The organism is Arthrobacter sp. ZBG10 (genome assembly GCF_001238605.1).
Classification (GTDB): Bacteria; Actinomycetota; Actinomycetes; order Actinomycetales; family Micrococcaceae; genus Arthrobacter.
In genome coordinates this window covers 1-19,489 of record NZ_LFQH01000051.1, presented here as the reverse complement: position 1 = coordinate 19,489, position 19,489 = coordinate 1, and the positions used below count along the sequence as shown (strand labels likewise).

The window sequence follows — 19,489 nt, the reverse complement described above, 5'->3', positions numbered from 1 at the left end:
GGCCTTTCCATACCTGAATTATCCCAGCACCCTACGACAATCTGTGGGACCTTGAAAGCATTCAAACGAGCCTTCTAAGCCACCAGCCGCAGCGGCCTGCCGCCCAGAACCACAGTGATTTCCTGCCCCCAGGACGCGGTCAGCCGGTCGGTTTCCATCCCGTCGCCGAAAACCACCAGCTGGTCCGACGCCACGGTGATCCGCAGCGATTCGCCGGCCACCAAAACACCTTCGGTGAGTGAGGCTCCCGTGATGGGGGAGGGCCAGGCTTCCCGGACAAACCACGCGAGTGCAGGGTCCGTCGGGGCCGGCAAAGAACGCCCGCCGCGGTCCCCGGCAATCGAGGCGCACCAGCCCGTGGCTCCGGTCCCGGTGGAAACAATCAGGCCGGAGGAGGACTGCCGCTCGGTCCGGCCATCCGGCGTCGACAGCTGGTAGCGGGCCGATTGGTGGGACGCGTGGCCGATGAAGACCTCGTTCAACGCCGAGATTTCCTGCCCGTCGTCGAGCCGTGCCGTCACGGTGGCCAGGTCCAGGCAGGCCAGCCCCGGAGCCCCGGCTTCGGAAATCCTGCCCAGCAGCGCGGCGGCGGCTTCGGGGGAGTGCCGCACCAGGATCCCGGGGTTTGCGCCCGGCTCCGGGTCGATGCCGATCACCGGCTGGCCTGACAGGTACTTGGCCGTGTTGGCCACCAGCCCGTCCTGCCCCACCACGGCGATAACGTCCTCTGCCGTCAGCAGGAACCGGCTCAGGTCCGCCCGCTCCACCTCAGCCTGGCGCCATTCGGCCGGAATCGCAGCCCGGACCGCAACCAGGGCGGCGGCGATCCGGTCGTGCCGGCCCTGGACATCGGAGATGCTGCGGCCCCGCGTGCGGAGGAAGAACTCAGCCTGCCCCCGGGTGGCGTGCCGGTCCAGCAGTTCCTGCAGTTCGGTGCGGCGGTGGACTATGACCAAACGCGGTGTCGCCATGGGATGCCCCTACTTGGTGATGGTTGCCGGAGCTGCACCAGCAGGCTCCTTGAACAGCCCGGCCAGTGCGCCGCTGAGCAGGTCAGGCGTGATGGTCAGGTTCCCGATGTTGGGCAGCGACCCCGCAGCCTCACGCAGTGCCAGGGCCAATAGCGTGGCCTGGTCCATCCCCTGGTATACCTCCATGGTGGCCGCCTCCCGGGCCGCCGCGGCTTCACCCACCCGCCGGATCTGGTTCGCCTCCGCATCCGTGCTGATGGTTTGCCGTTCGGCCAGGGCCCGTGCGTCGATCAGGCCGGCCGCCGCCTTCTCCTCGGCCGCACGCCGGGCATTGGCACCTTCCTGCGCCACCAGGTGCTCGCGCCGGGTGGCCAGTTCAATCTGGCTGGCCATCTCGTTCTCGGAAATGGTCCGTTCGCGTTCGACGGCGACCGCCCGCCTTTCGTACACGGCCCGGTCCGCTTCGGCCTGGAGCTGTTCGCGCACGGGCGTCTGCAGCGCCCGCTCAACATCCGACTCCGGCCGTACAGCCAAAACCTGCACGCCCAAAATCTCGATACCAGTCGACTGCAGCCGGGCGTCGCCCCGGAGCGCCTCGGTGAGGACAGCGCGGAGCTGGCTGACGCCACGTGCCAGGGCTTCGGCGAGCGTGGTGGTGGCGATCTGGTCGATCGCGTGGCTCTGGCAGAGCTGGCCAATGATGGTGGCCACCTGCTCCTTTCCCGTTGCCGGGCCGGACCCTGCCGGCTGCAGCCCGAAGTCGAGCCGGCTGGAGACGGCGACTGGATCGATGAAGCGGTACGTCACGTTGGCCTGGATGCTCACATCCTGGTGGTCCCGCGTGATGGCGTGGAAGAGGGTGGGCAGTTCCTGGTCGTCCACAGGTACCTCGCTGAGCACCGAGTTGGCCGGGCGGTACCAGAAGGCCTGGCCCACACCCTGGTGCCGGACGGTTCCCTTCTGCAGGTGCACCACGTAACCCGTGGGGCTGCCCAGGAAGTGGCTGATCCAGGGGTAGCGCTTGATGCTGGCCATGATGTTCTCCTCGCTCGGAATCTCGTCAACTTGACGATAAGGAAACGCTAACTGCCGTCGGGCCTTATTGTCAACCTGACGATAACTATTTAGGATGGAGGCATGAGCGAATCCTCCGCGCCGGCACGCTTCCCGGTTACTGTCGACGTTGTTGCCCTCACCGTGGTGAATGAGCGGCTCAATGTCCTGCTGATCACCCGGCTGATTGAACCCTTCCGGGGGTCCCTTGCCCTGCCGGGCGGCTTTGTTCTTCCCGGCGAGGACCTGGTGGGCGCAGCGGCCCGGGAACTGGCCGAGGAAACCGGAGTGGCGCGCATGCCGGGCCACCTGGAACAGTTGGGCAGCTACGGCCCCGGCGGCCGGGACCCCCGCGGCGATGTTCTCACCGTGGCCCACCTCCTGCTCGCGCCCAACTTTCCGGTCCTTGCCGCCGGCAGCGACGCCGAACACGCCGGCTGGTATCCGGTGGACCAGGCCCTCGAAAGCCTGGACCTGGCCTTCGACCACCGACAGATTCTGGTGGACGCCCTCGAGCGGGCCAAATCGAAAATCGAATACTCGCCGTTGGCTGCAGTGTTTTGCGGCGAGGAATTCACGGTGGCCCAGCTCCGGGGGGTCTATGAGGCCGTCTGGGGAACCAGGCTTGATCCCCGGAATTTCCACCGGAAGGCCACCGGAACAGCTGGCTTCCTCGAAGACACGGGCCGGATGACAACCGGGGATACCGGGCGGCCAGCGGCCCTGTTCCGGTTGGTGGACGCAGCCCGTCCGGCACCTGGCCAGCCCACCCGGGCGGTGCTGAATCCACCGCTGATGCGGCCCCGGCCCTAACCGGTGGACCGCAGTGGAAAGCCACAAAGCATTCCGCCCGCCCGCCGGCGGCACGTAGGGTGGAATGGCACCTGACATTTGATAAGGGGAAAAATGATTATTGGGGGAACCCTGGCGGTCCTGTTGATCGCCGGAGGAGCAGTCCTGTTGCTGCTCATCGCAGGATTTACGTTCTACACAAAAAGCATCCGGTTCGCCAAGCCCAACGAGGCCATGCTGATTACCGGCAAAAGCGATCCAAACACTACAAATGAAACGTCGGACGACCAGTCCCGCGTCATCATCAACAACCGGGCCTTCGTAAATCCGATCACCGAACGCGTCAGCCACATCTCGCTGTCCTCGCGCCAGGTGGAGGTCACCATCGAGGCGATCTCCAACAACGGCATCCAGCTCAAGCTCACCGGCGTTGCGCAGGTCAAGGTAGGCGGCGACAAGATCTCCGTCCGCAAGGCTGCACAGCGCTTCCTTGACCAGCAGGACGCTATTGACCACTACACGCAGGAAACCCTGTCGGGCTCCCTGCGTTCCATTGTGGGTACCCTAAGCGTTGACGCGATCATCAAGGACCGCGCCCAGTTTGCCGCTTCCGTCAAGGAGGAAGCCGAGCACTCGATGACCAATCAGGGCCTGGTCATCGATACCTTCCAGATCAAGTCCGTTGATGACACCGGCGGCTATCTGAAGAACCTGGGCCGGCCCGAGGCCGCCCTGGTGGCCCGGAACGCCAGCATCGCGGAGGCGAACTCCCAGCGTGAAGCTGCGGAAGCCAAAGCCCTCGCGGATCAGAAGACTGCTGAGGCTGAGCAGAAGCTGGCCCTTCGCCGTGCTGAGCTGAAGCAGGAAACGGACGCGCGGCAGGCCGAAGCCGACGCTGCGGGCCCGCTGGCCCAGGCGGACCAGCAGGAAGCCATCATCCTCAAGAACCAGCAGGTGGTGGCCCGCCAGGCAGAACTGCGCGAGAAGGAATTGGACATCGAGGTCCGCAAGCCCGCGGACGCCGCCAAGTACAAGGTGGAAACCGAGGCGGCGGCAGACCTTGAGCGCCGTACCCGGATCTCGGAGGCCACCAAGGTGGAGGCCGCCGCTGAGCTGGAAACCCGCAAGCTGCGCGCCACCGGTAACGAGGTGGAGGCTAAAGCCCTGGCTGCCGCCAACACCGCCAAGGGCAACGCCGAGACGGAGATCAACAAGATCCGTGGCCTGGCCGAGGCCGAGGTGACCAAAACCAAGGGCATCGCCGAAGCCGACGTCATTGGCCTTCGCGGTACGGCCGAGGCCGAGGCCATTGAAGCCCAGGCCAAGGCCTACAGCGAGTTCAACGAGGCCGCCATCCTGAACAGGCTGCTGGAAGTCCTGCCGTCCATCGCGAAGGAAATTGCCGCGCCGATGGGTGCCATCAGCAACATGACCGTCATCTCCAACGACGGCGCCGGGCAGGTCAGCCGGAACGTTTCTGCGGGCGTGCACGAGACCGCGCAGCTCCTCAAGGACACCACCGGTTTCGACATCATCGAAATGTTGAAAGGCTTTGGCCAGTCCACGGCCGGCGCTCCGGCGAAACCCGCCACGCCGGCAGCGGCACAGTCCGTTGCCGCCACCGGCAACGGCGTGGTCCGGAACCAGGCCCCGACGCAGGGAACCGAACCGGAGTAGGGCACTGAACCGGAGTAGGGCACTTGGTTCCGGCTTAGCCGGTTAGCCAAAAACGCCGCGGTCACCCCGAAAGGGGGTCCGCGGCGTTTTGCCGTTTCCGGGCGCTAAATGGGTTCTTTCGCCAGGGCTTTGGTCCTGGCCGGCGTTTCCCGGCCCAACCGTTCATCAAGGGTGACCCGGAGCCGGGCCGCTGCCACCTGGACGCGGTGTTCAGCCGGAGTGGATTTCCGGGGTGCCTGCTTGGCCGCGGCGCTCCGCGGAGTGTGGATAAACCGGTGTTCGGATGATGCAGCGCTCATGGTCCAGCCTCCTTGGTCCTGCCGATGTCCGTGGTTCCATTCTCGCCCATGTTGTCCTCAACGTCCACGCGCGGGATCCCGGGTGTGCCGCCGTCGGCCTCCCCGTTCTCTTCACCCGCCACATTTTTCCAGGCGATATCGAACAGTTCCAGCTCTTCCTCGCGGGCCAGTTCACTGCGGGCCAGGACATCCAGGGTGGCCAGGCCCAGGGCCTTGGTCCCCTGGTCATCATCCAGGGCGCGGTCCAGCGCCCACTGCGTCCGCCGCCACCACTCGGCCCGGCTGTCCGCCTCGGTTTTCTGCCGCAGCGCCTGCGCGTCGGCTTCCCGCTTCTGCTCGAGGGCGGTCCGGTCCGCGGCAGTGCGCTGTTTGAGGGTGCGCCAGTTGATGTAAAAGGCAAGGAGGGCTGCCACCAGGACGGCCAGTGGGCCCAGGCCGGCCAGGACCACCCACCAGTCAACGGGGCCGGACTGCACCATCACGGTGATGGGGCCGGGGGAGGGAACGGGAGTCACGCCACCAGTGTAGGTGCCGGGAGCGACACCGGTGGGCAGGGCGGTGCCGGAGGGGGGACCGGCACCGGCCCGCTTTTCACCGGATCGCGCCCAGGGCGTCTCCGATGGCGTGGAGCCGGCGCGTGGACGCCAGGCCAAGGTGGTAGACGTGCAGTTCAGCGGCCCCTGACTCCACCAGCGCCTGCCACTGCGTGGCGAGGTCGCCGCCGTCGGCCGGTTTGGGCGGCAAAGCCAGCACGTATGCGCCAATCCGGGCGTCCGGCGCGGCGGCGCGCAACGCCCGCACGGCGGCAGTGCTTTGCTCCAGGTCAGCCCAGCAGGCGACGACGGCGGTCACCTGGGCCATCTCCGGCCACAGTTTGCTGCGGCGCAGGGCAGCCGTGGGGACAAAGGGGCCCGTGGACCAGGGATCGGGGGAGGTGTGCAGCGAGATCCGGGGGTGGGCGCCGGACGCTTCGACAGCTTCGAGGCATTGGTCGAGGAGCGCCGCGGTGGCGTCCCACCGCACGTCGAGCAGCGGCAGGAAATCCCCGGCACCGGGGGCGGTACCGGGGGCAGCCTCGGGGTCAACGGCTGCAAGGACCGCCTGCCGGACCCGGCTCCGGAACTCCTGGACCGGCAGCCCCCGGGCTTCGCAGGCAGCCAGGCAGGCTTCGCAGAAGCACAGCGAGAGCAGGGCCTGCACCCACGGCGAATACTCCGCGCCGTCGGTCTTTTCGTGCTGGTTCTGGTGGCCGAAGCCCAGTGGCCCAACGGCCTCGAGGATCAATCCGTCCGGCTTGCCCTCCGCCAATACCTGCGCCACCAAGGCGGCGGCGTAGGTGCGGACCTGCGGCTGCGACGGGCAAAGCGCGTAGCGGTAGACCTCACCGAAAGCATTCCGGACGCAGAGGTCCGGGTTGTTGCCGCCCACAGCGCTCGAATGCGTCAGGACCGTCCAGGCATCCACCGGCAGCCCTGCGCTCCGGACCACCGAGGCCGCCTCGGAGAAGGAATCCTCCGTCCCGGTCCACTCAGCGGCGGAACCGGGGACCAGCGCCTGGCCGGTAAACGCCCCGCCGGCCGGCACGTAGAGTGCCGCCGAGCGGGCGTCCACCACGCGGCGCACCGGATGCCGCGGGGTTCCGGCCCGTACCGAGTGGTACGCGGCTGCCAACGCCACCCGGTCCACGCCGGCGCTGCCCAGCCAGCCGGCAGCGTCCGGATCGCCCAGAACGTCCCAGGGGTAGAGGTACCCCGTGGCCTGTGGCGTTGGCGCTGTTACCACCGGGGGAGGTCTGCCGTGTATTCGGGGACGAACCGCTGCATGTAGCCGGTGTCGTCCCGGGCGGTCATGTTGGCGTCGAGGTACTGCTGGTGGAGTTCGGCCAGCTTGTCCCGGTCCAGTTCCACGCCCAGGCCGGTGCCGGTGGGGACGCTCACGCTGCCGTCAACAAAGCGCAGCGCGCCCGGCTTGACCACATCGTTGTGTCCGTTCCACGGGTAGTGGGTATCGCAGGCGTAGGTCAGGGCGGGCGTGGCGGCGGCAACATGGACCATGGCGGCCAGGCTGATGCCCAGGTGCGAGTTGGAGTGCATGGACAATCCTATGCCGAAGGTCTGGCAGAGGGTGCCCAGTTCGCGGGTGTGCCGGAGGCCGCCCCAGTAGTGGTGGTCACCCAGGATGACCTGCACGGAGTCCAGTTCCACGCTGCGTTTGATGTGGTCGAACGCCACCACGCACATATTGGTGGCCAGCGGCATGGCGGCGGTGGCCGCCACCTCACCCATGCCCTCCAGCCCGGGGGTGGGGTCTTCCAGGTACTCGAGCAGGCCCTCGGTTTCCCGGGCCACCCACTGCGAGGTCTCCACGGTCCAGGCGGTGTTGGGGTCCAGCCGCAGCGGCATCTCCGGGAATGCTTCCCGCAGAGCCTTGATGGCTTCGATTTCCTGCGCGGGCGGGAACACGCCGCCCTTGAGCTTGATGGATTTGAACCCGTATTCGGCAATCATTTTCTGCGCCTGCCGGACAATGCCGGCGGGGTCCATGGCCTCACCCCATTCATCGGTGATGGCAGGCCGGCCGTCCAGTGCCGGGTGCTCGGCCCACTTGTAGAACAGGTAGGCGCTGAAGGGGACCTCGTCCCGGACGGTTCCGCCCAGCAGTTCGCTGACGGTCCGGCCCGTGGCGTGGCCCTGGATGTCCAGGGCGGCAACCTCGAACGCCGAGAAGACGGCAGCCTTTTCGAAGGAGGAGAGGCTGGGGTCCAGCGCCCGGGTGATGAGCTGTTCCATCATGGAGGTGTCGAACACGCCGAGGCCCTTGATGGCGTTGGCGCCCACTGCAAGGTTTTCCAGCCGGCTCTGGCCGCCGGCGCATTCGCCCAGGCCCAGCAGGCCGTTGGCCGTCCTGACCTCGATGACAACCCGGTGGACCAGGGGCTCGTGGACGCCCACGGCGTTCAACAGCGGCGGGTCGGAGAAGGCGATGGGGGTGATGGTGATGTCGGTGATTTTCAGGTCCGCCGCGGTGGGGGCGGGCGCGGCGGGAAAAGTGGTGCTGGTTTTCATGGAACTACTTTCGTGGGAGGGGCGGGCGGCCGGGCGGTCCTAGCCCTTGGTGGCGCCCGAGGTGATGCCCCGGATCATGGAGCGCTGCAGGAAGAGGTACACCAGCAGGCTGGGGATCATGGCCATAACGGCGCCGGCCAGCAGGACGCCCGGGCCAACGGTGGTGTCGTTGCGGAGGACGGAAAGCGCCACGGTCAGGGTGTAGTCGCTGGGATCGTTGGCGGCGATGAGGGGAAGCAGGTACTGGTCCCACACCATCATGAAGCCGAAGATCCCGATGACGCCCAGGGCCGGCTTGCACAGCGGCAGGATCATGGTGAACAGCATGCGGAACTCGCCCACGCCGTCCAGGCGCGCTGCCTCCTCAATCTCCGGCGGGATCTCCTTCATGAACTCGGTCATGATGAAGATGGCGAAACCCCAGATGCCCACCGGCAGGATGACGGCCAGGACTGTGCCGCGCAGGCTGATGCCCAGCAGCGGGAGGTCACCCAGTACCAGGGACAGCGGGATGCCGATCACTTCCTCCGGCAGCATCATGGTCAGCAGGACCAGCAGCATTACCAGGGCCTGGCCGCGGAACTTCCGCCGGCTCAGGCTGTAGGCGGCGAACACGGACACGGTCATCTGGAGCAGCAGCCCGCCGCCGGCAACAACCAGGGAGTTGAGCAGGTAGCCCCACAGTCCCTGCTGCGCCGCAGCTTCGAAGTTGGCCAGGGTGAACGTTTTGGGCAGCAGGGTGATCTCGGTGGGGCTGGTGTTCCGGTCGAAGGCGCCGGAGATGATCGCGGCGAACGGCAGCGCGAAGATGCAGAACACCAGGATGCAGAGCAGGACGCGCAGCACCATGTTGGTGCTGAAGCCGGGGGACCAGCCAAGGGCGGAATCAAAACGGGAGGACGACGACGGCCGGCTGCCCTGCGGCTTGGGTCGGGTTTTGGTGCTGGACCGGTTCATCGTTGTGCCTTCCTTCGGGCCAGGAGTTGGGTGCCCACGGTGAGCAGCAGCGTGACCACCAGCAGCAGGACCGCTGCGGCGGAGGCAACGCCGATGTCGTTCCGCTGGAAACCCAGCGAGTACATCCGGGTCATCCAGACTTCGGTGGATCCGGCCGGACCGCCGCCGGTCAGCACGTATACCTCGGTGAAGCTACGGAGGCTGCGGATGGCCGCCAGCGTCAGCACAATCACGATCGAGGGGCGCAGCGCAGGCAGGGTGATGTAGCGCAGCCGCTGCCAGATGGTGGCACCGTCCACACCCGCTGATTCGTAGAGCGTCCTGTCAATTCCGGTCAGGCCGGCCAGGATGATCACCATGTTGTACGGGGCGCCGCTCCAGATGCCTACGACGGCGATGGACCAGAGGGCGGTGTCTGTTCCGTTCAGGAACTGCAGCGGTTCCAGGCCCACCCAGCCGAGGATGGTATTCAGGGGTCCGTCGGCGGTGGGGAAGTAGAGGATCCGCCAGATTTCACCGACCACGGCGAGCGCGGTGACCACCGGCAGGAAGATCGCGGTGCGCAGGACCCATAGGGACCGTGCCTGGCCCTCCAGCAGGAGGGCCAGGCCGAAGCCCACCACCAGGGCGCCCAGGGTCTGGGCGAGGCCCAGGACCACCGTGTGGCCCAGGGCGTCCATAAAACGGACATCCGTGAGGACGTTGACGTAGTTGTCGAAGCCAACAAAAACGTCGCCGAGGAACGGCTGGACCTTGAACAGGCTCAGCCGGACCCCTTCGAACATCGGGATGAACTTGAAGTACAGGCCCAGGATGGCCGCCGGCAGCAGGAACAGCCAGATAGCCAGCATCTGCTTGCGGTTGCCCCGCCGCCGGACCGGCAGCTGCTTGCCGCCTTTGGTTGCTGCCCGCGTTTCCGCAGGCCTCGTTGGGGTTACTGTCATGATTTGGCGTTCTGGCTCGTCAGCTCGTTGTTGATGGCCGTGTCAAGATCCTTGAGCCCGGACGTGATGTTGTCGGCGCCGCAGTCGGCAACGATCTTGTTCAGGGACTCGGCCACTGCCTGCTTGACGGGGACAAAGTTGATCGCGGACGGGAATGCCTTGGAGGAGTTCTTCAGGGCGTCCTGGACCAGGCCCCAGCGGGGATCGTTGTAGACGGTGGCGGCGTCGACGTCTTCGTTCACCGGAACGCGGACGATCGGCTGCTTGCCTCCGGTCATACCGGCCTTCTGGCCGTCGGCGGAGACCAGGTAGTTGATGACCTGCTTGGTCTGGTCCGGCTTGCCGTTGCTGGCGGTGACGTAGATGTTCTCGCCCTCAGCCAGGACGGTGTTGTCCACGGAGCCCTTGGGAGCTTCGATGACCTCGTAGGTGTCCTTGCCCAAAGCGGTGTCGAACGCGGCCAGGTTGTAGGGGCCGGTAAGGATGATGCCGGTCTTGCCCGTCTGGAAGAAGGGGGTTGCGGTGCTGGTGGCGGCAGTGAGCGCACCCGGCTGGGTGTTGCCGGCGCTGCAGAACTGCTGCTTGATCCAGGTGACGCCCTTCTGGGTTTCTGCGCTGGAGGCCGTGGCGGAGAACTTTCCGTCGCCTTCGTCCTTGAGGTAGGAGCCGCCGTCCTGCCAGATGTAGGAGGAGGCCCACCAGCCCAGGTAACCGCGCTCGGTGGAACCGGGAACCGTCATGCCGTAGGTGTCCGCCTGGCCGTTGCCGTCCGGATCCTGGGTGGCAAAGGCTTCAGCAAGTGCTGCCAGGTCTTCCTGCGTCTTGGGGACGGGCAGGCCCAGCTTTTCACGCCAGTCCTTGCGGATGACGGTGATCATGGTCTGGCGGGAGAACGGGACGCCGTAGGTTGCGCCGTCCAGGCCCTTGGCCTCGTCCCACAGGGAATCGGCGATCTTGTCATTGCCGTCAACGGAGGACTTGTCCAGCGTTTTGAGGTAGCCCTGCGCCGTGTAGTTGCCCAGTGCGGCGGAGTCGTTAATCACGATGTCCGGAAGCTTCTTGGACGCGGCCCGCGTCTGCAGTTGCTGGTCCAGGTCCGGGACGCCCTGGAAGTTGACCTGCACGCCGGTCTTGGCGGTGAAGTCCTTGAAAAGTGCTGCATAGGTGGTGGCGGCATCGGTACCGGCGCGGGCCCAGACTTCAATGGGCTGGCCGTCATCGGTGGCGGCCGGAGCGGACGAGCCAGCTCCACAGCCCGTGAGGACTGCGGCTGAAGCAATGGTCAGTGCCACTGCGGCCCGGGAGCGGGAGATCTTCTTCGAATCCACGCTGGTTCTCCTTTTTACATATGTAAATTGCTGTTATCCTGTGAAACGTACTTCATGAGAGTATGATCACAATCACAGACTGTCAACCGTCGGAGGAATCTTGTCTGCAGCACCCAACCCCCACACCATCGCCCTGACGGGCGGGGCCGGAATGATGGCGACCCTGCTCCGGCCCTACCTTGCAGCCGCAGGCCATACCGTCCGGTTGCTGGACCTGGCCGAAGCTGACGGGCCTGGCCCGCGGGAGAGCGTGCATGTGGGTTCCGTTTCGGATCCGGACTTTATGCTCGCCGCCCTCGATGGCGTCTCTGCAGTCATCCACCTGGGCGGGCTGCACAGGGAGAAGGCGTGGGCGGAACTGGTGGCGACCAACATCACCGGCACCCAGGTGACCCTGGAAGCGGCGAGGCGCAACGGCGTCGAACGTGTCCTGCTGGCCAGCTCCACCCATGCCGTGGGGTTCCATCCCACGGGCGCTGCGGCCAAGGACGAGGTCCTTGTACCCCGCCCCGACACGTACTACGGCGTCAGCAAGGCGGCAGTGGAGGCGCTTGGCAGCCTGTACGCGGATAAGTACGGCATGAAGGTAGTCAGCGCCCGCATCGGCACGGGCGGGGAAAGGCCCGGCAATGTCCGCACTTTGGGCTCATGGCTCTCGCCCGCTGACTCGTTCCGCCTGGTGGAGGCCACGCTGAATGACCAGGGCGCGCCCGGCCATCACGTGGTATGGGCGGTATCAGCAAACAGCCGCGGCTGGGCCAGCCTCGATGCGGGCCGGCGGATCGGATTTGAGCCCCAGGATGATGCCGAGGCCTTCGCAGCAGATGTGGATACGGCTTCGGAGGACACGTGGGCAGGGCTGCTTGGCGGCTTCTGGGCCAGCGAAGGCCATAGGGTGGGCATGGACAACTACCCGCACCTGGCCGCCAAATGACGTGCCGTCGGCCAGGACTGTGGCGGAAGGGGAAGTAGTGATGACACCGCTGGAGACACAGCCCGGCACCACCCAAGGGACGGCCGGCGACGTCAAGCTGGTCAAGTCTGCCGAGCGCACCATCGCCATTCTGGAGCTGGTGGCCGCCGCGCCCAAGCCGCTCACCACGGCGGAGATTTTCAAGCTGACCGGCTACCCAAGGTCCAGCCTGCATTGGCTCCTGCTGACCCTGGTGGAACTGAACTGGATTGAGCAGACCGCTGAAGGTGCCTACCGGATCGGCACGCACGCGCTGCTGTGCGGGACCGCGTACCTGGACCGGGACCCGGTGATGGAGCACGTTTCGGCAGTGCTGGAAAAAGTCCGCAACGCCACCACCTTCACCACCCACTACGCCCGCCTGGACCGGTCCGACGTGATCTACCTCGCCACCCGCCAGGCAGTGGACCGGCGCCGGCTCTCCTCCCGCGTTGGCCGCAAGCTGCCTGCCCAGGTCACCGCACTGGGGAAGGCCATCCTGGCCGAATACACGGACCCGGAAGTACGCCAGCGGATCGGCGACGGCCCCTACGCCCGGCTCACGCCCAACACTGTTCCCGACTTTCCGGCGCTGAAGCTGGAACTGGAAGCGTTCCGCAAACAGGGCCATTCCCGCGAGTGGGAACAAAACACGGTGGGCCTCTGCTGCGTCAGCGTGGTGGTTCCGTACCGGATTCCGGGTACTGATGCCATCAGCTGCTCGATTCCCACGGAGCTGGCGACGGAAGCCGTGCTGGCCGAAACGGTGGCAACCCTCCACTCGGCCGCGGGCGAGCTGGCCCGAACGCTGCGGGCGGCCGGCATCCGCTAGGCGGCAGGCCGCCGTCGGCAAGGTTTCCCCTTCCCGTGATACTCAGTAGGCTTACGAAATATCAATAAGCCAACCAAGGGAAAGGCAACACCATGACCGAACAAAACCTTCCGGATGAAGAACTCGAAGTGGTCCAGGACGATGACGTGATCCTGCCGGAAACACCCGGCGCGACGGCCTCCCTGGAACTTGATCCGGTCAAGGGTGAGCCGGACAGCTACCCCGGCGCTGCGGAGGACAACCCCGACCGATGGCAGGAAGACCCGCTCCTTCAGGATGAGGCGGCGCCGGTGGCCCCGCCGGCAGAAGAGATCTAGCTTCCCAGGGCCAGTGCATTGCCAAAGCTGCGTCCGGGGGTTCAGAGTGATCTGACCGGCACCCGCCGCCGAACCACGCAGCGCAGCATGGAGGTCACAATGAGCGCGACATCCGAGGAAGTCTCCCACGCCACCCGGGACAGCGAGCCCGAACTGAAAAGGGTCCTGGGGCCCAAGCTCCTGCTGCTGTTCATCGTGGGGGACATCCTGGGTGCCGGTGTGTATGCGGTGACCGGCACCATGGCCGGCACGGTGGGCGGCATGGTGTGGCTGCCGTTCCTGCTGGCCTTTGTGGTGGCCACGCTCACCGCCTTCTCCTACCTGGAACTGGTGACCAAATACCCGCAGGCAGCAGGAGCGGCGCTGTATGCGCACAAGGCCTTCGGCATACACTTCGTCACCTTCCTCGTGGCTTTCGCCGTGGTCTGTTCCGGCATCACCAGCGCCGCCACCTCCGCCAATGTCCTGGCCCAGAACTTCTTCGGCGGACTGGAGGTCAACGGCTGGCTGGCCAAGCCCGGGCAGGGCGTGGTCACCGTGGTGGCCCTCATTTTTATGCTGGTCCTGGCCGCCATCAACCTCCGCGGTGTGGGCGAGAGCGTGAAGTTCAACGTGGTGCTCACCCTGGTGGAGATGCTCGCACTGTGCATCGTCATCGGCGTCGGCTTCTACGTGATGGCCCAGGGAACAGGCAACCCCGAACAGGTCTTCGTCTTTACGGACTACCAGGACAAGGGGTTGTTCCTGGCGGTCACGGCCGCGACCTCCATCGCGTTCTTCGCCATGGTGGGCTTCGAGGACTCGGTGAACATGGTGGAGGAAACCAAGGACCCTGAGAAAATCTTTCCCCGGACCATGCTCACCGGCCTGGGCATCGCCGTCATCCTCTACATGCTGGTGGCCATCTCCGTGGTCAGCGTGCTTTCACCCACGGAACTGGAAGGGATCCGCGAGGCCGAGGGCGCTGCCCTGCTTGAAGTGGTCCACAAAGGGTCGCCGGACTTCCCGATCGACCGGATCTTCCCGTTCCTTGCCGTGTTTGCCGTGGCCAACACGGCCCTGATCAACATGCTGATGGCCAGCCGGCTGATCTACGGCATGGCCCGCCAGCGGGTCCTGCCGCGCCAGCTCGGCAAGGTCCTGCTGGTCCGCCGGACGCCGTGGGCCGGCATCGCGTTTTCCACCGCCCTGGCCCTGGGCCTCATCATCTACGTCACCAGCGATCCCAAGAGCAACATCGTGGCGAACCTGTCCGGAACCACCGCCTTCCTGCTGCTGTGTGTGTTCACGGTGGTCAACGTGGCCTGCCTGATCCTGCGGCGCAAGCCGGAAGCGGCCGGGACGCACACCTTCCGCTCGCCCGGCCTGCTGCCCCTGGTGGCCGCCCTTCTGTGCGGTTTCCTGGCCGGTCCATGGGTGGGCCGCAACCCGATCCAGTACCAGATCGCCGGGGGCCTGATGGCCATCGGCGTTGTGCTGTGGCTCATTACCTGGCTGATCAACCGGCGCTCGAACGGCGGCGATAAGCTGAAGGCATGAGCGCTGCCGCAGAAACGACCTTAACGCTGGACAACCGCTTCGCCCGCGAGCTTCCCGAACTCGCTGTCCCGTGGCAGGCCGAAGAGGCGCCGGACCCTGCACTACTGGTCCTCAACGATGGCCTGGCGCGGCGGCTGGGACTCGATCCCGAATTCCTTTCAAGCAACGACGGCATCCGCCTGCTGACCGGAAACGATGTCCCGGCCGGCGCCACACCAGTAGCGCAGGCATACGCAGGGCATCAGTTTGGCGGCTACTCGCCGAGGCTGGGCGACGGCCGGGCACTGCTGTTGGGCGAGGTGACCGGCCCCGACGGGCACCAGCTGGACCTGCACCTTAAAGGCTCGGGCCGCACGCCCTTCGCCCGGGCAGGGGACGGCCTGGCCGTGGTGGGCCCCATGCTCCGCGAGTACCTGGTCAGCGAGGCCATGCACGCGCTGGGCATCCCCAGCACCCGCGCCCTGGCCGTTGTGGCCACCGGGCGGCAGGTCCGCCGCGAAGGGCTGCTGCCCGGAGCCCTCCTGGCCCGCGTCGCGGCCAGCCACCTGCGAGTCGGCAGCTTCCAATACGCCCGGGCCGCCGACGACGTGGACCTGCTGCGGCGGCTGGCCGACCACGCCATCGCCCGGCATTACCCGGCGGCTGCTGCCGCCGACCAGCCCTACCTGGAGCTCTTCAGGAATGTCCTGGCGGCGCAGGCGGACCTGGTGGCACGGTGGATGCTGGTGGGATTTGTGCATGGCGTGATGAATACCGACAATATGACCATCTCCGGGGAAACCATCGACTACGGGCCCTGCGCGTTTATGGACGCGTTTGATCCCGGCGCGCTGTACAGCTCCATCGATACCGGCGGCCGGTACGCCTACTCCAACCAGCCGATAGTGGCGGAATGGAACCTTGCCCGGCTTGCCGAAGCGCTGCTGCCGCTCCTCCACGAGGACCAGGAAAAGGCGGTGGAGCTGGCAGTGGAAGCACTGGGACTCTTCCGGCCCGCTTACGGTGCGGCCTGGCAGGCAGGGATGCTGGCCAAGCTGGGACTGCCGGCACCGGCGGATGGCTCACCTGTAGACCCTGAAACCGCCGGGCTGGTTGACGGCGCACTGGCCTTGCTCAAGGACGGCCCCGTGGACCACACGCAGTTTTTCCGCAACCTGGTCAAGGCCGCCCGCGGTGACGCCGGACCGGTCCGCGGCATGATCATGGACCTGGCCGCGTACGACGCCTGGGCGGCGCGGTGGCTGGCCCGGCAGCCGGACCCCGCCCTGATGGACCGGACCAACCCCATCTACATTCCGCGCAACCACCTGGTGGAGGAAGCCCTGGCCGCCGCCACTGCCGGTGACTTGGCACCATTCCACCTGTTGCTGGACGCCGTTGGCAGCCCGTTCACGGAACGGCCGGGCCTGGAGCGGTTCGCGGAAGGGCCGCCGGCCGACTTCGGCGCCTACCGGACCTACTGCGGCACCTGAGGTCAGGCCGGGCCCGCTGGTTCGGGGCCCCGCCGGTTCCGCGCCGCATTCCTTAAACGCCAAGGGCGGCAGCGGGACTGATCCCGGCTGCCGCCCTTGCGGTGGTGCAGGCGCTTGCTGCGCCGCGAAGCTACGCTACGCGGACGAAGGAAGCTCCGGCGAGCCAGCTGATGGAGTGGACCTCGGTCTTGTAACCGTCCACGCCGCCGCTGACAACCTGGCCGTCGCCGGCGTAAACGCCAACGTGGCCGGCGGTGATGACCAGGTCACCGGGGGCCGGTGAGCCCACAACGCTGCCGTACTGGAAGAACTGGCCCGGGGCGAGGTCGCCCACGGACTTGCCTACCGAACGCAGGGCCTTTTCCACCATGGCGGTGCAGTCCTGGCCAACGCCCAGTTGGCTGTAAGCCGAGGCGAGGATTGCGGCGCCGGTACCGGTGCCGGTGGAGGCTGCCGGAGCGGACGCGTAGCTGAGGTTCATGCCGGTGTTGGCCGGGGCGGCAACGGCTGCAGCCTGGACCGGGGCGGGAGCCGGGGCCGGGGCGGACACGGGGGCTGCCACGTAGCCGGCGCCTGGGATCTGGATCTGGTCGCCCGGGTAGATGACGGCCGAGATGGACAGCCCGTTGGCGGAGAGGACGTCGTTCAGGCTGACGCCGTTGGCCGAGGAGATGGCGCCCAGCGTGTCACCCGAAACAACGGTGTGGACATTGCCGGCAGCGGCAGGGGCAGGCGCTGCAGCGGGCGCTGCCGGTGCCGAGTACGCCTGGACGTTGCTGGTTCCGGTGGTATCCGGTGCGGTCACGCCGGCGTGGGCCGGGGCGCCGATGCCGAACGCGATGCCGGATGCGGCGGCCACGGCCAGGGCCGGGCGGCCCAGGGACTTGGCCTGCGACTTGGCGGAAACTGCCAGGCCTTCAAGAACGATGGAATGGGTCGGCACCGCGCGGTGACGGGCAGCCAGGGTGTTTTTTGACATGATAGATCGCCTCTCCCATGCCTGCGGGGTGAGCTGTCGGGTTCGGGTTGGAGCTACCCGGCCGGGAGCACCCCATCAAGGACAGAGGTGCTATCGACTTAACCCCAAGGCTTCAAAGAAGCCGTGGAAACTTGGTTCCCCCGTCCCTGCCATCCGGAAACGATTGATCCCAGGCCAGCGGCAGGGCTCGGCATGCTGGTGGGAGTGCCCCGTTGGAGAGGGACACATCAAGACCATAACCCAGGTCCCGACCAATTGTCACATTTGGATAACATGCGAGGTGGGCCTCTCGGATCCCTGGTTTGTCCATCGCTGGTGTGTTGCCGGGCCCCTGAACTCGAAGGACGCCATCCGGTCAGCCGGCCGCACAGGCCTTCGTCACAAAGTCATAAAGTTGGCCGCGCAGGGTGGCTCCGGCGACGAGTTTCAGTTGCCCTGAGCGCATCCCCACTGCCACCCGGACGGGCAGCAGTGTGCCCACTTTGTCTTCCGCCACAGCGTGCGCGTCACAGCGCGCGGGCCGGAGCCGCAGGTTCATAACGAACGGCGCATCTCCCGCCCTGACAACGGTGTCAACGGGCCAGGGATCCGCCGACGCTTCCGCCAGCAGCGTGGTGCCTTCGAACCGTTCGAGGGTCAGCCGGCCGCTCCCGCGGGCCCCGCCAGCAGGATCAACCAGCAGGTGGACGACGGCGGTGCGCAAGTCCGGCGCGACGGCCAGGTCCGGAGCCAGGGCCAGATCCGCTACCGCTGCCGCAGCCGCCGAAAGGCAAAGTTCAGCGTTGTTCCGGGCCAGGATTCCGAGGGGATCAGTTGCCTCCAACGCGATGCTGGTGGGAGTGGGAGCGGTGGCGGGCGGTACTGTGGCCGGGGCGGTGGCGTCTGCCGCCGGCAGCGTCAACGTCGCTGTGGCCACCGCGGCAGGCCCGCTCGAACTGGCCTGCCCCGGCTCCGGACAGGCAGCCGTGGGCAACATTGCGGTCCGGATTTTGGCCTGGTGCGGTGGCACGACCACTACACCGCCCGCGGAGTCCCAACGGATGTCCTGCTGGAACAGGGAAGTGCTGAGCCGGGCGTCGCTGACCGTGACCGGACTGTCTGTGGTGTTGGTAATCAGCAACTCAATGCCATGCCGCCCGTACTGGTCCCGGGACTGGTTTACTTCCACGGTGAGTGCCGGTTCTGCGGCGGCTGGAGTGGACCACGCCGGCGTCGGATCGGCTGGGGGAGAGCACGCAGTCAGGGCGGCCAGGGCCAGGCCGGCAACGGCCGCCGTTGCGCAGCGCGGCGTGCCACGTGAAGGACGGCGGGGAGTGCCCATGGCCCCAGTCTAGGTCCACGTTTTGCAGCTCCCAATGTAACGATGTGGACACTTCAGCGTGTTCCGGCGGACGGACGCCGGTAGGCTTCGGGACTATGTCCCCGTTCGTTTCCAAAGTGCGGTCGCCCCTGGCCGGCGGCCTGTTGGCACTTATCCTGGCCGGCTCGGCCGTCCTGCCGCCCGCCATGGCCGGCGAGCCGGCGCCGCCCTCGGGCTATCCCTCGTGGGAGGACGTGCAGCAGGCCAAGGAAACCGAGGCCGGCAAGGCAACGGAAATCGCCAAAATCAACGAACTGCTGACGGGACTGGCAGCACAGGCCGAAACACTCGGCGGCCAGGCCGTGACCGCCGCCGCAGACTATGGCGTGGCCGACGCCGCGCTCCAGGCAGTGGATGCCAGGCTGCTGTCGTTGGCCGCAAAAACCGCAGCAGCCACTGCCGACGTGGACCGGCACCGGAAGGAGCTGGGGGCCCTCGCCGTGCAGTCCTACAAAACAGGCGGCACCAACACAGGGTTCTTCGTGGCCCTGGACGCGTTGGAGCACAACAACGTGCAGGGCCTGAACGTGGTCCGGATGGTAGGGGACAAAACGGCCGCGCTGGTGGAAAGGGCTGCTTCCGCCGCCAAGGTGTCTGAATCCCTCCGCGAACAGGAGCAGGCAGCCCGGACCGAACGCGAACGCCTCACCGCTGAGGCTGCCACGAAACTGAAGTCCGCCCGCGATGCGCAGGCCGGCATGGCCCGGCAGATCGACGACGGGCAACGGCATGGCACCGAACTTACGGCCCAGCTGGCGTCCCTGAAAGGCACCACCGCGGCTGTCGAGGGGGAGTACCGGCAGGGCGTGGAAGCCGAAGCCGCCTACCAGGCCGCGCAGGAAGCCAAGCGCAAGGCTGCCGAAGAACTGGCCCGCCGGCAGGCCGACGACGCCGCCAGGGCAGCTGCGGCCGCTGCCGCTGCAAGACCCGCCCCTGTCTCTTATACACATCT

Annotated in this window: 19 protein-coding genes and 1 riboswitch; of the genes, 8 read left to right on the top strand and 11 right to left on the bottom strand. The window is 66.7% G+C overall.

Annotation, left to right across the window (positions count from 1 at the left end):
* Positions 1 to 74: 74 nt before the first annotated feature.
* Positions 75 to 971, bottom strand: coding sequence for an NAD(+)/NADH kinase (locus ACU18_RS13170; protein ID WP_050686209.1), 897 nt, complete (start codon positions 969 to 971; stop codon positions 75 to 77).
* Between the two features lie 9 nt (positions 972 to 980).
* Positions 981 to 2,006, bottom strand: coding sequence for an SPFH domain-containing protein (locus ACU18_RS13165; protein WP_050686207.1), 1,026 nt, complete (start codon positions 2,004 to 2,006; stop codon positions 981 to 983).
* Positions 2,007 to 2,108: 102 nt separating this feature from the next.
* Here ACU18_RS13165 and ACU18_RS13160 point away from each other — a divergent pair, with 102 nt between their 5' ends.
* Together ACU18_RS13160 and ACU18_RS13155 are read left to right on the top strand one after the other, a co-directional pair.
* Complete coding sequence (locus ACU18_RS13160) at positions 2,109 to 2,837, top strand: NUDIX hydrolase (protein ID WP_050686205.1); 729 nt, start codon at positions 2,109 to 2,111, stop codon at positions 2,835 to 2,837.
* Positions 2,838 to 2,930: 93 nt separating this feature from the next.
* A complete protein-coding gene (locus ACU18_RS13155; protein ID WP_050686203.1) occupies positions 2,931 to 4,493 on the top strand; it encodes a flotillin family protein in 1,563 nt (520 codons plus the stop codon).
* A 104-nt stretch (positions 4,494 to 4,597) separates the two neighbouring features.
* Here ACU18_RS13155 and ACU18_RS13150 read toward each other — a convergent pair whose 3' ends face one another.
* The 7 genes from ACU18_RS13150 to ACU18_RS13120 all read right to left on the bottom strand — a co-directional run bounded on the left by ACU18_RS13150 (position 4,598) and on the right by ACU18_RS13120 (position 11,086).
* A complete protein-coding gene (locus ACU18_RS13150; protein ID WP_050686201.1) occupies positions 4,598 to 4,792 on the bottom strand; it encodes a hypothetical protein in 195 nt (64 codons plus the stop codon).
* Positions 4,789 to 5,307: a hypothetical protein gene (locus tag ACU18_RS13145; protein ID WP_231686077.1), complete on the bottom strand. Its 519-nt coding sequence runs from the start codon at positions 5,305 to 5,307 to the stop codon at positions 4,789 to 4,791. Before ACU18_RS13145 ends, ACU18_RS13150 begins: the two co-directional genes overlap by 4 nt.
* Before the next feature lie 76 nt (positions 5,308 to 5,383).
* Positions 5,384 to 6,574: a hypothetical protein gene (locus tag ACU18_RS13140; RefSeq protein WP_050686199.1), complete on the bottom strand. Its 1,191-nt coding sequence runs from the start codon at positions 6,572 to 6,574 to the stop codon at positions 5,384 to 5,386.
* On the bottom strand, positions 6,568 to 7,857 hold the full coding sequence (locus ACU18_RS13135; RefSeq protein WP_050686197.1) for a glucarate dehydratase family protein: 1,290 nt from the start codon (positions 7,855 to 7,857) through the stop codon (positions 6,568 to 6,570). The genes ACU18_RS13140 and ACU18_RS13135 overlap by 7 nt, the downstream gene beginning before the upstream one ends.
* A 39-nt stretch (positions 7,858 to 7,896) precedes the next feature.
* Positions 7,897 to 8,814, bottom strand: coding sequence for a carbohydrate ABC transporter permease (locus ACU18_RS13130; RefSeq protein WP_050686195.1), 918 nt, complete (start codon positions 8,812 to 8,814; stop codon positions 7,897 to 7,899).
* Positions 8,811 to 9,758, bottom strand: a complete 948-nt coding sequence (locus tag ACU18_RS13125) for a carbohydrate ABC transporter permease (protein ID WP_050686193.1) — start codon at positions 9,756 to 9,758, stop codon at positions 8,811 to 8,813. The genes ACU18_RS13130 and ACU18_RS13125 overlap by 4 nt, the downstream gene beginning before the upstream one ends.
* Positions 9,755 to 11,086 (bottom strand): ABC transporter substrate-binding protein, encoded by a 1,332-nt coding sequence (locus ACU18_RS13120; protein WP_050686191.1) that lies wholly within the window; start codon positions 11,084 to 11,086, stop codon positions 9,755 to 9,757. Before ACU18_RS13120 ends, ACU18_RS13125 begins: the two co-directional genes overlap by 4 nt.
* A 100-nt stretch (positions 11,087 to 11,186) precedes the next feature.
* On the opposite strand from ACU18_RS13120, the gene ACU18_RS13115 reads away from it, so the two are divergent.
* The 5 genes from ACU18_RS13115 to ACU18_RS13095 all read left to right on the top strand — a co-directional run bounded on the left by ACU18_RS13115 (position 11,187) and on the right by ACU18_RS13095 (position 16,198).
* The gene (locus ACU18_RS13115; protein WP_082178324.1) at positions 11,187 to 12,020 is read left to right on the top strand and encodes an NAD-dependent epimerase/dehydratase family protein; all 834 of its coding nucleotides are present in this window, start codon (positions 11,187 to 11,189) and stop codon (positions 12,018 to 12,020) included.
* 40 nt (positions 12,021 to 12,060) lie between these two features.
* A complete protein-coding gene (locus ACU18_RS13110; RefSeq protein WP_050686189.1) occupies positions 12,061 to 12,870 on the top strand; it encodes an IclR family transcriptional regulator in 810 nt (269 codons plus the stop codon).
* A 92-nt stretch (positions 12,871 to 12,962) separates the two neighbouring features.
* Positions 12,963 to 13,187: a hypothetical protein gene (locus ACU18_RS13105; RefSeq protein ID WP_231686076.1), complete on the top strand. Its 225-nt coding sequence runs from the start codon at positions 12,963 to 12,965 to the stop codon at positions 13,185 to 13,187.
* Positions 13,188 to 13,286: 99 nt separating this feature from the next.
* Positions 13,287 to 14,726 (top strand): APC family permease, encoded by a 1,440-nt coding sequence (locus ACU18_RS13100; RefSeq protein WP_050686187.1) that lies wholly within the window; start codon positions 13,287 to 13,289, stop codon positions 14,724 to 14,726.
* Positions 14,723 to 16,198, top strand: coding sequence for a protein adenylyltransferase SelO (locus ACU18_RS13095; RefSeq protein ID WP_050686185.1), 1,476 nt, complete (start codon positions 14,723 to 14,725; stop codon positions 16,196 to 16,198). The genes ACU18_RS13100 and ACU18_RS13095 overlap by 4 nt, the downstream gene beginning before the upstream one ends.
* 130 nt (positions 16,199 to 16,328) lie before the next feature.
* Here ACU18_RS13095 and ACU18_RS13090 read toward each other — a convergent pair whose 3' ends face one another.
* Both ACU18_RS13090 and ACU18_RS13085 read right to left on the bottom strand, forming a co-directional pair.
* On the bottom strand, positions 16,329 to 17,177 hold the full coding sequence (locus ACU18_RS13090; RefSeq protein WP_050686183.1) for a C40 family peptidase: 849 nt from the start codon (positions 17,175 to 17,177) through the stop codon (positions 16,329 to 16,331).
* A 3-nt stretch (positions 17,178 to 17,180) separates the two neighbouring features.
* Positions 17,181 to 17,346, bottom strand: a riboswitch (cyclic di-AMP (ydaO/yuaA leader).
* 186 nt (positions 17,347 to 17,532) lie between these two features.
* Positions 17,533 to 18,498, bottom strand: coding sequence for a hypothetical protein (locus tag ACU18_RS13085; RefSeq protein WP_231686075.1), 966 nt, complete (start codon positions 18,496 to 18,498; stop codon positions 17,533 to 17,535).
* Positions 18,499 to 18,593: 95 nt separating this feature from the next.
* Here ACU18_RS13085 and ACU18_RS13080 point away from each other — a divergent pair.
* On the top strand, positions 18,594 to 19,489 hold an 896-nt coding region (locus ACU18_RS13080; RefSeq protein ID WP_050686180.1), incomplete at its 3' end, for a coiled-coil domain-containing protein.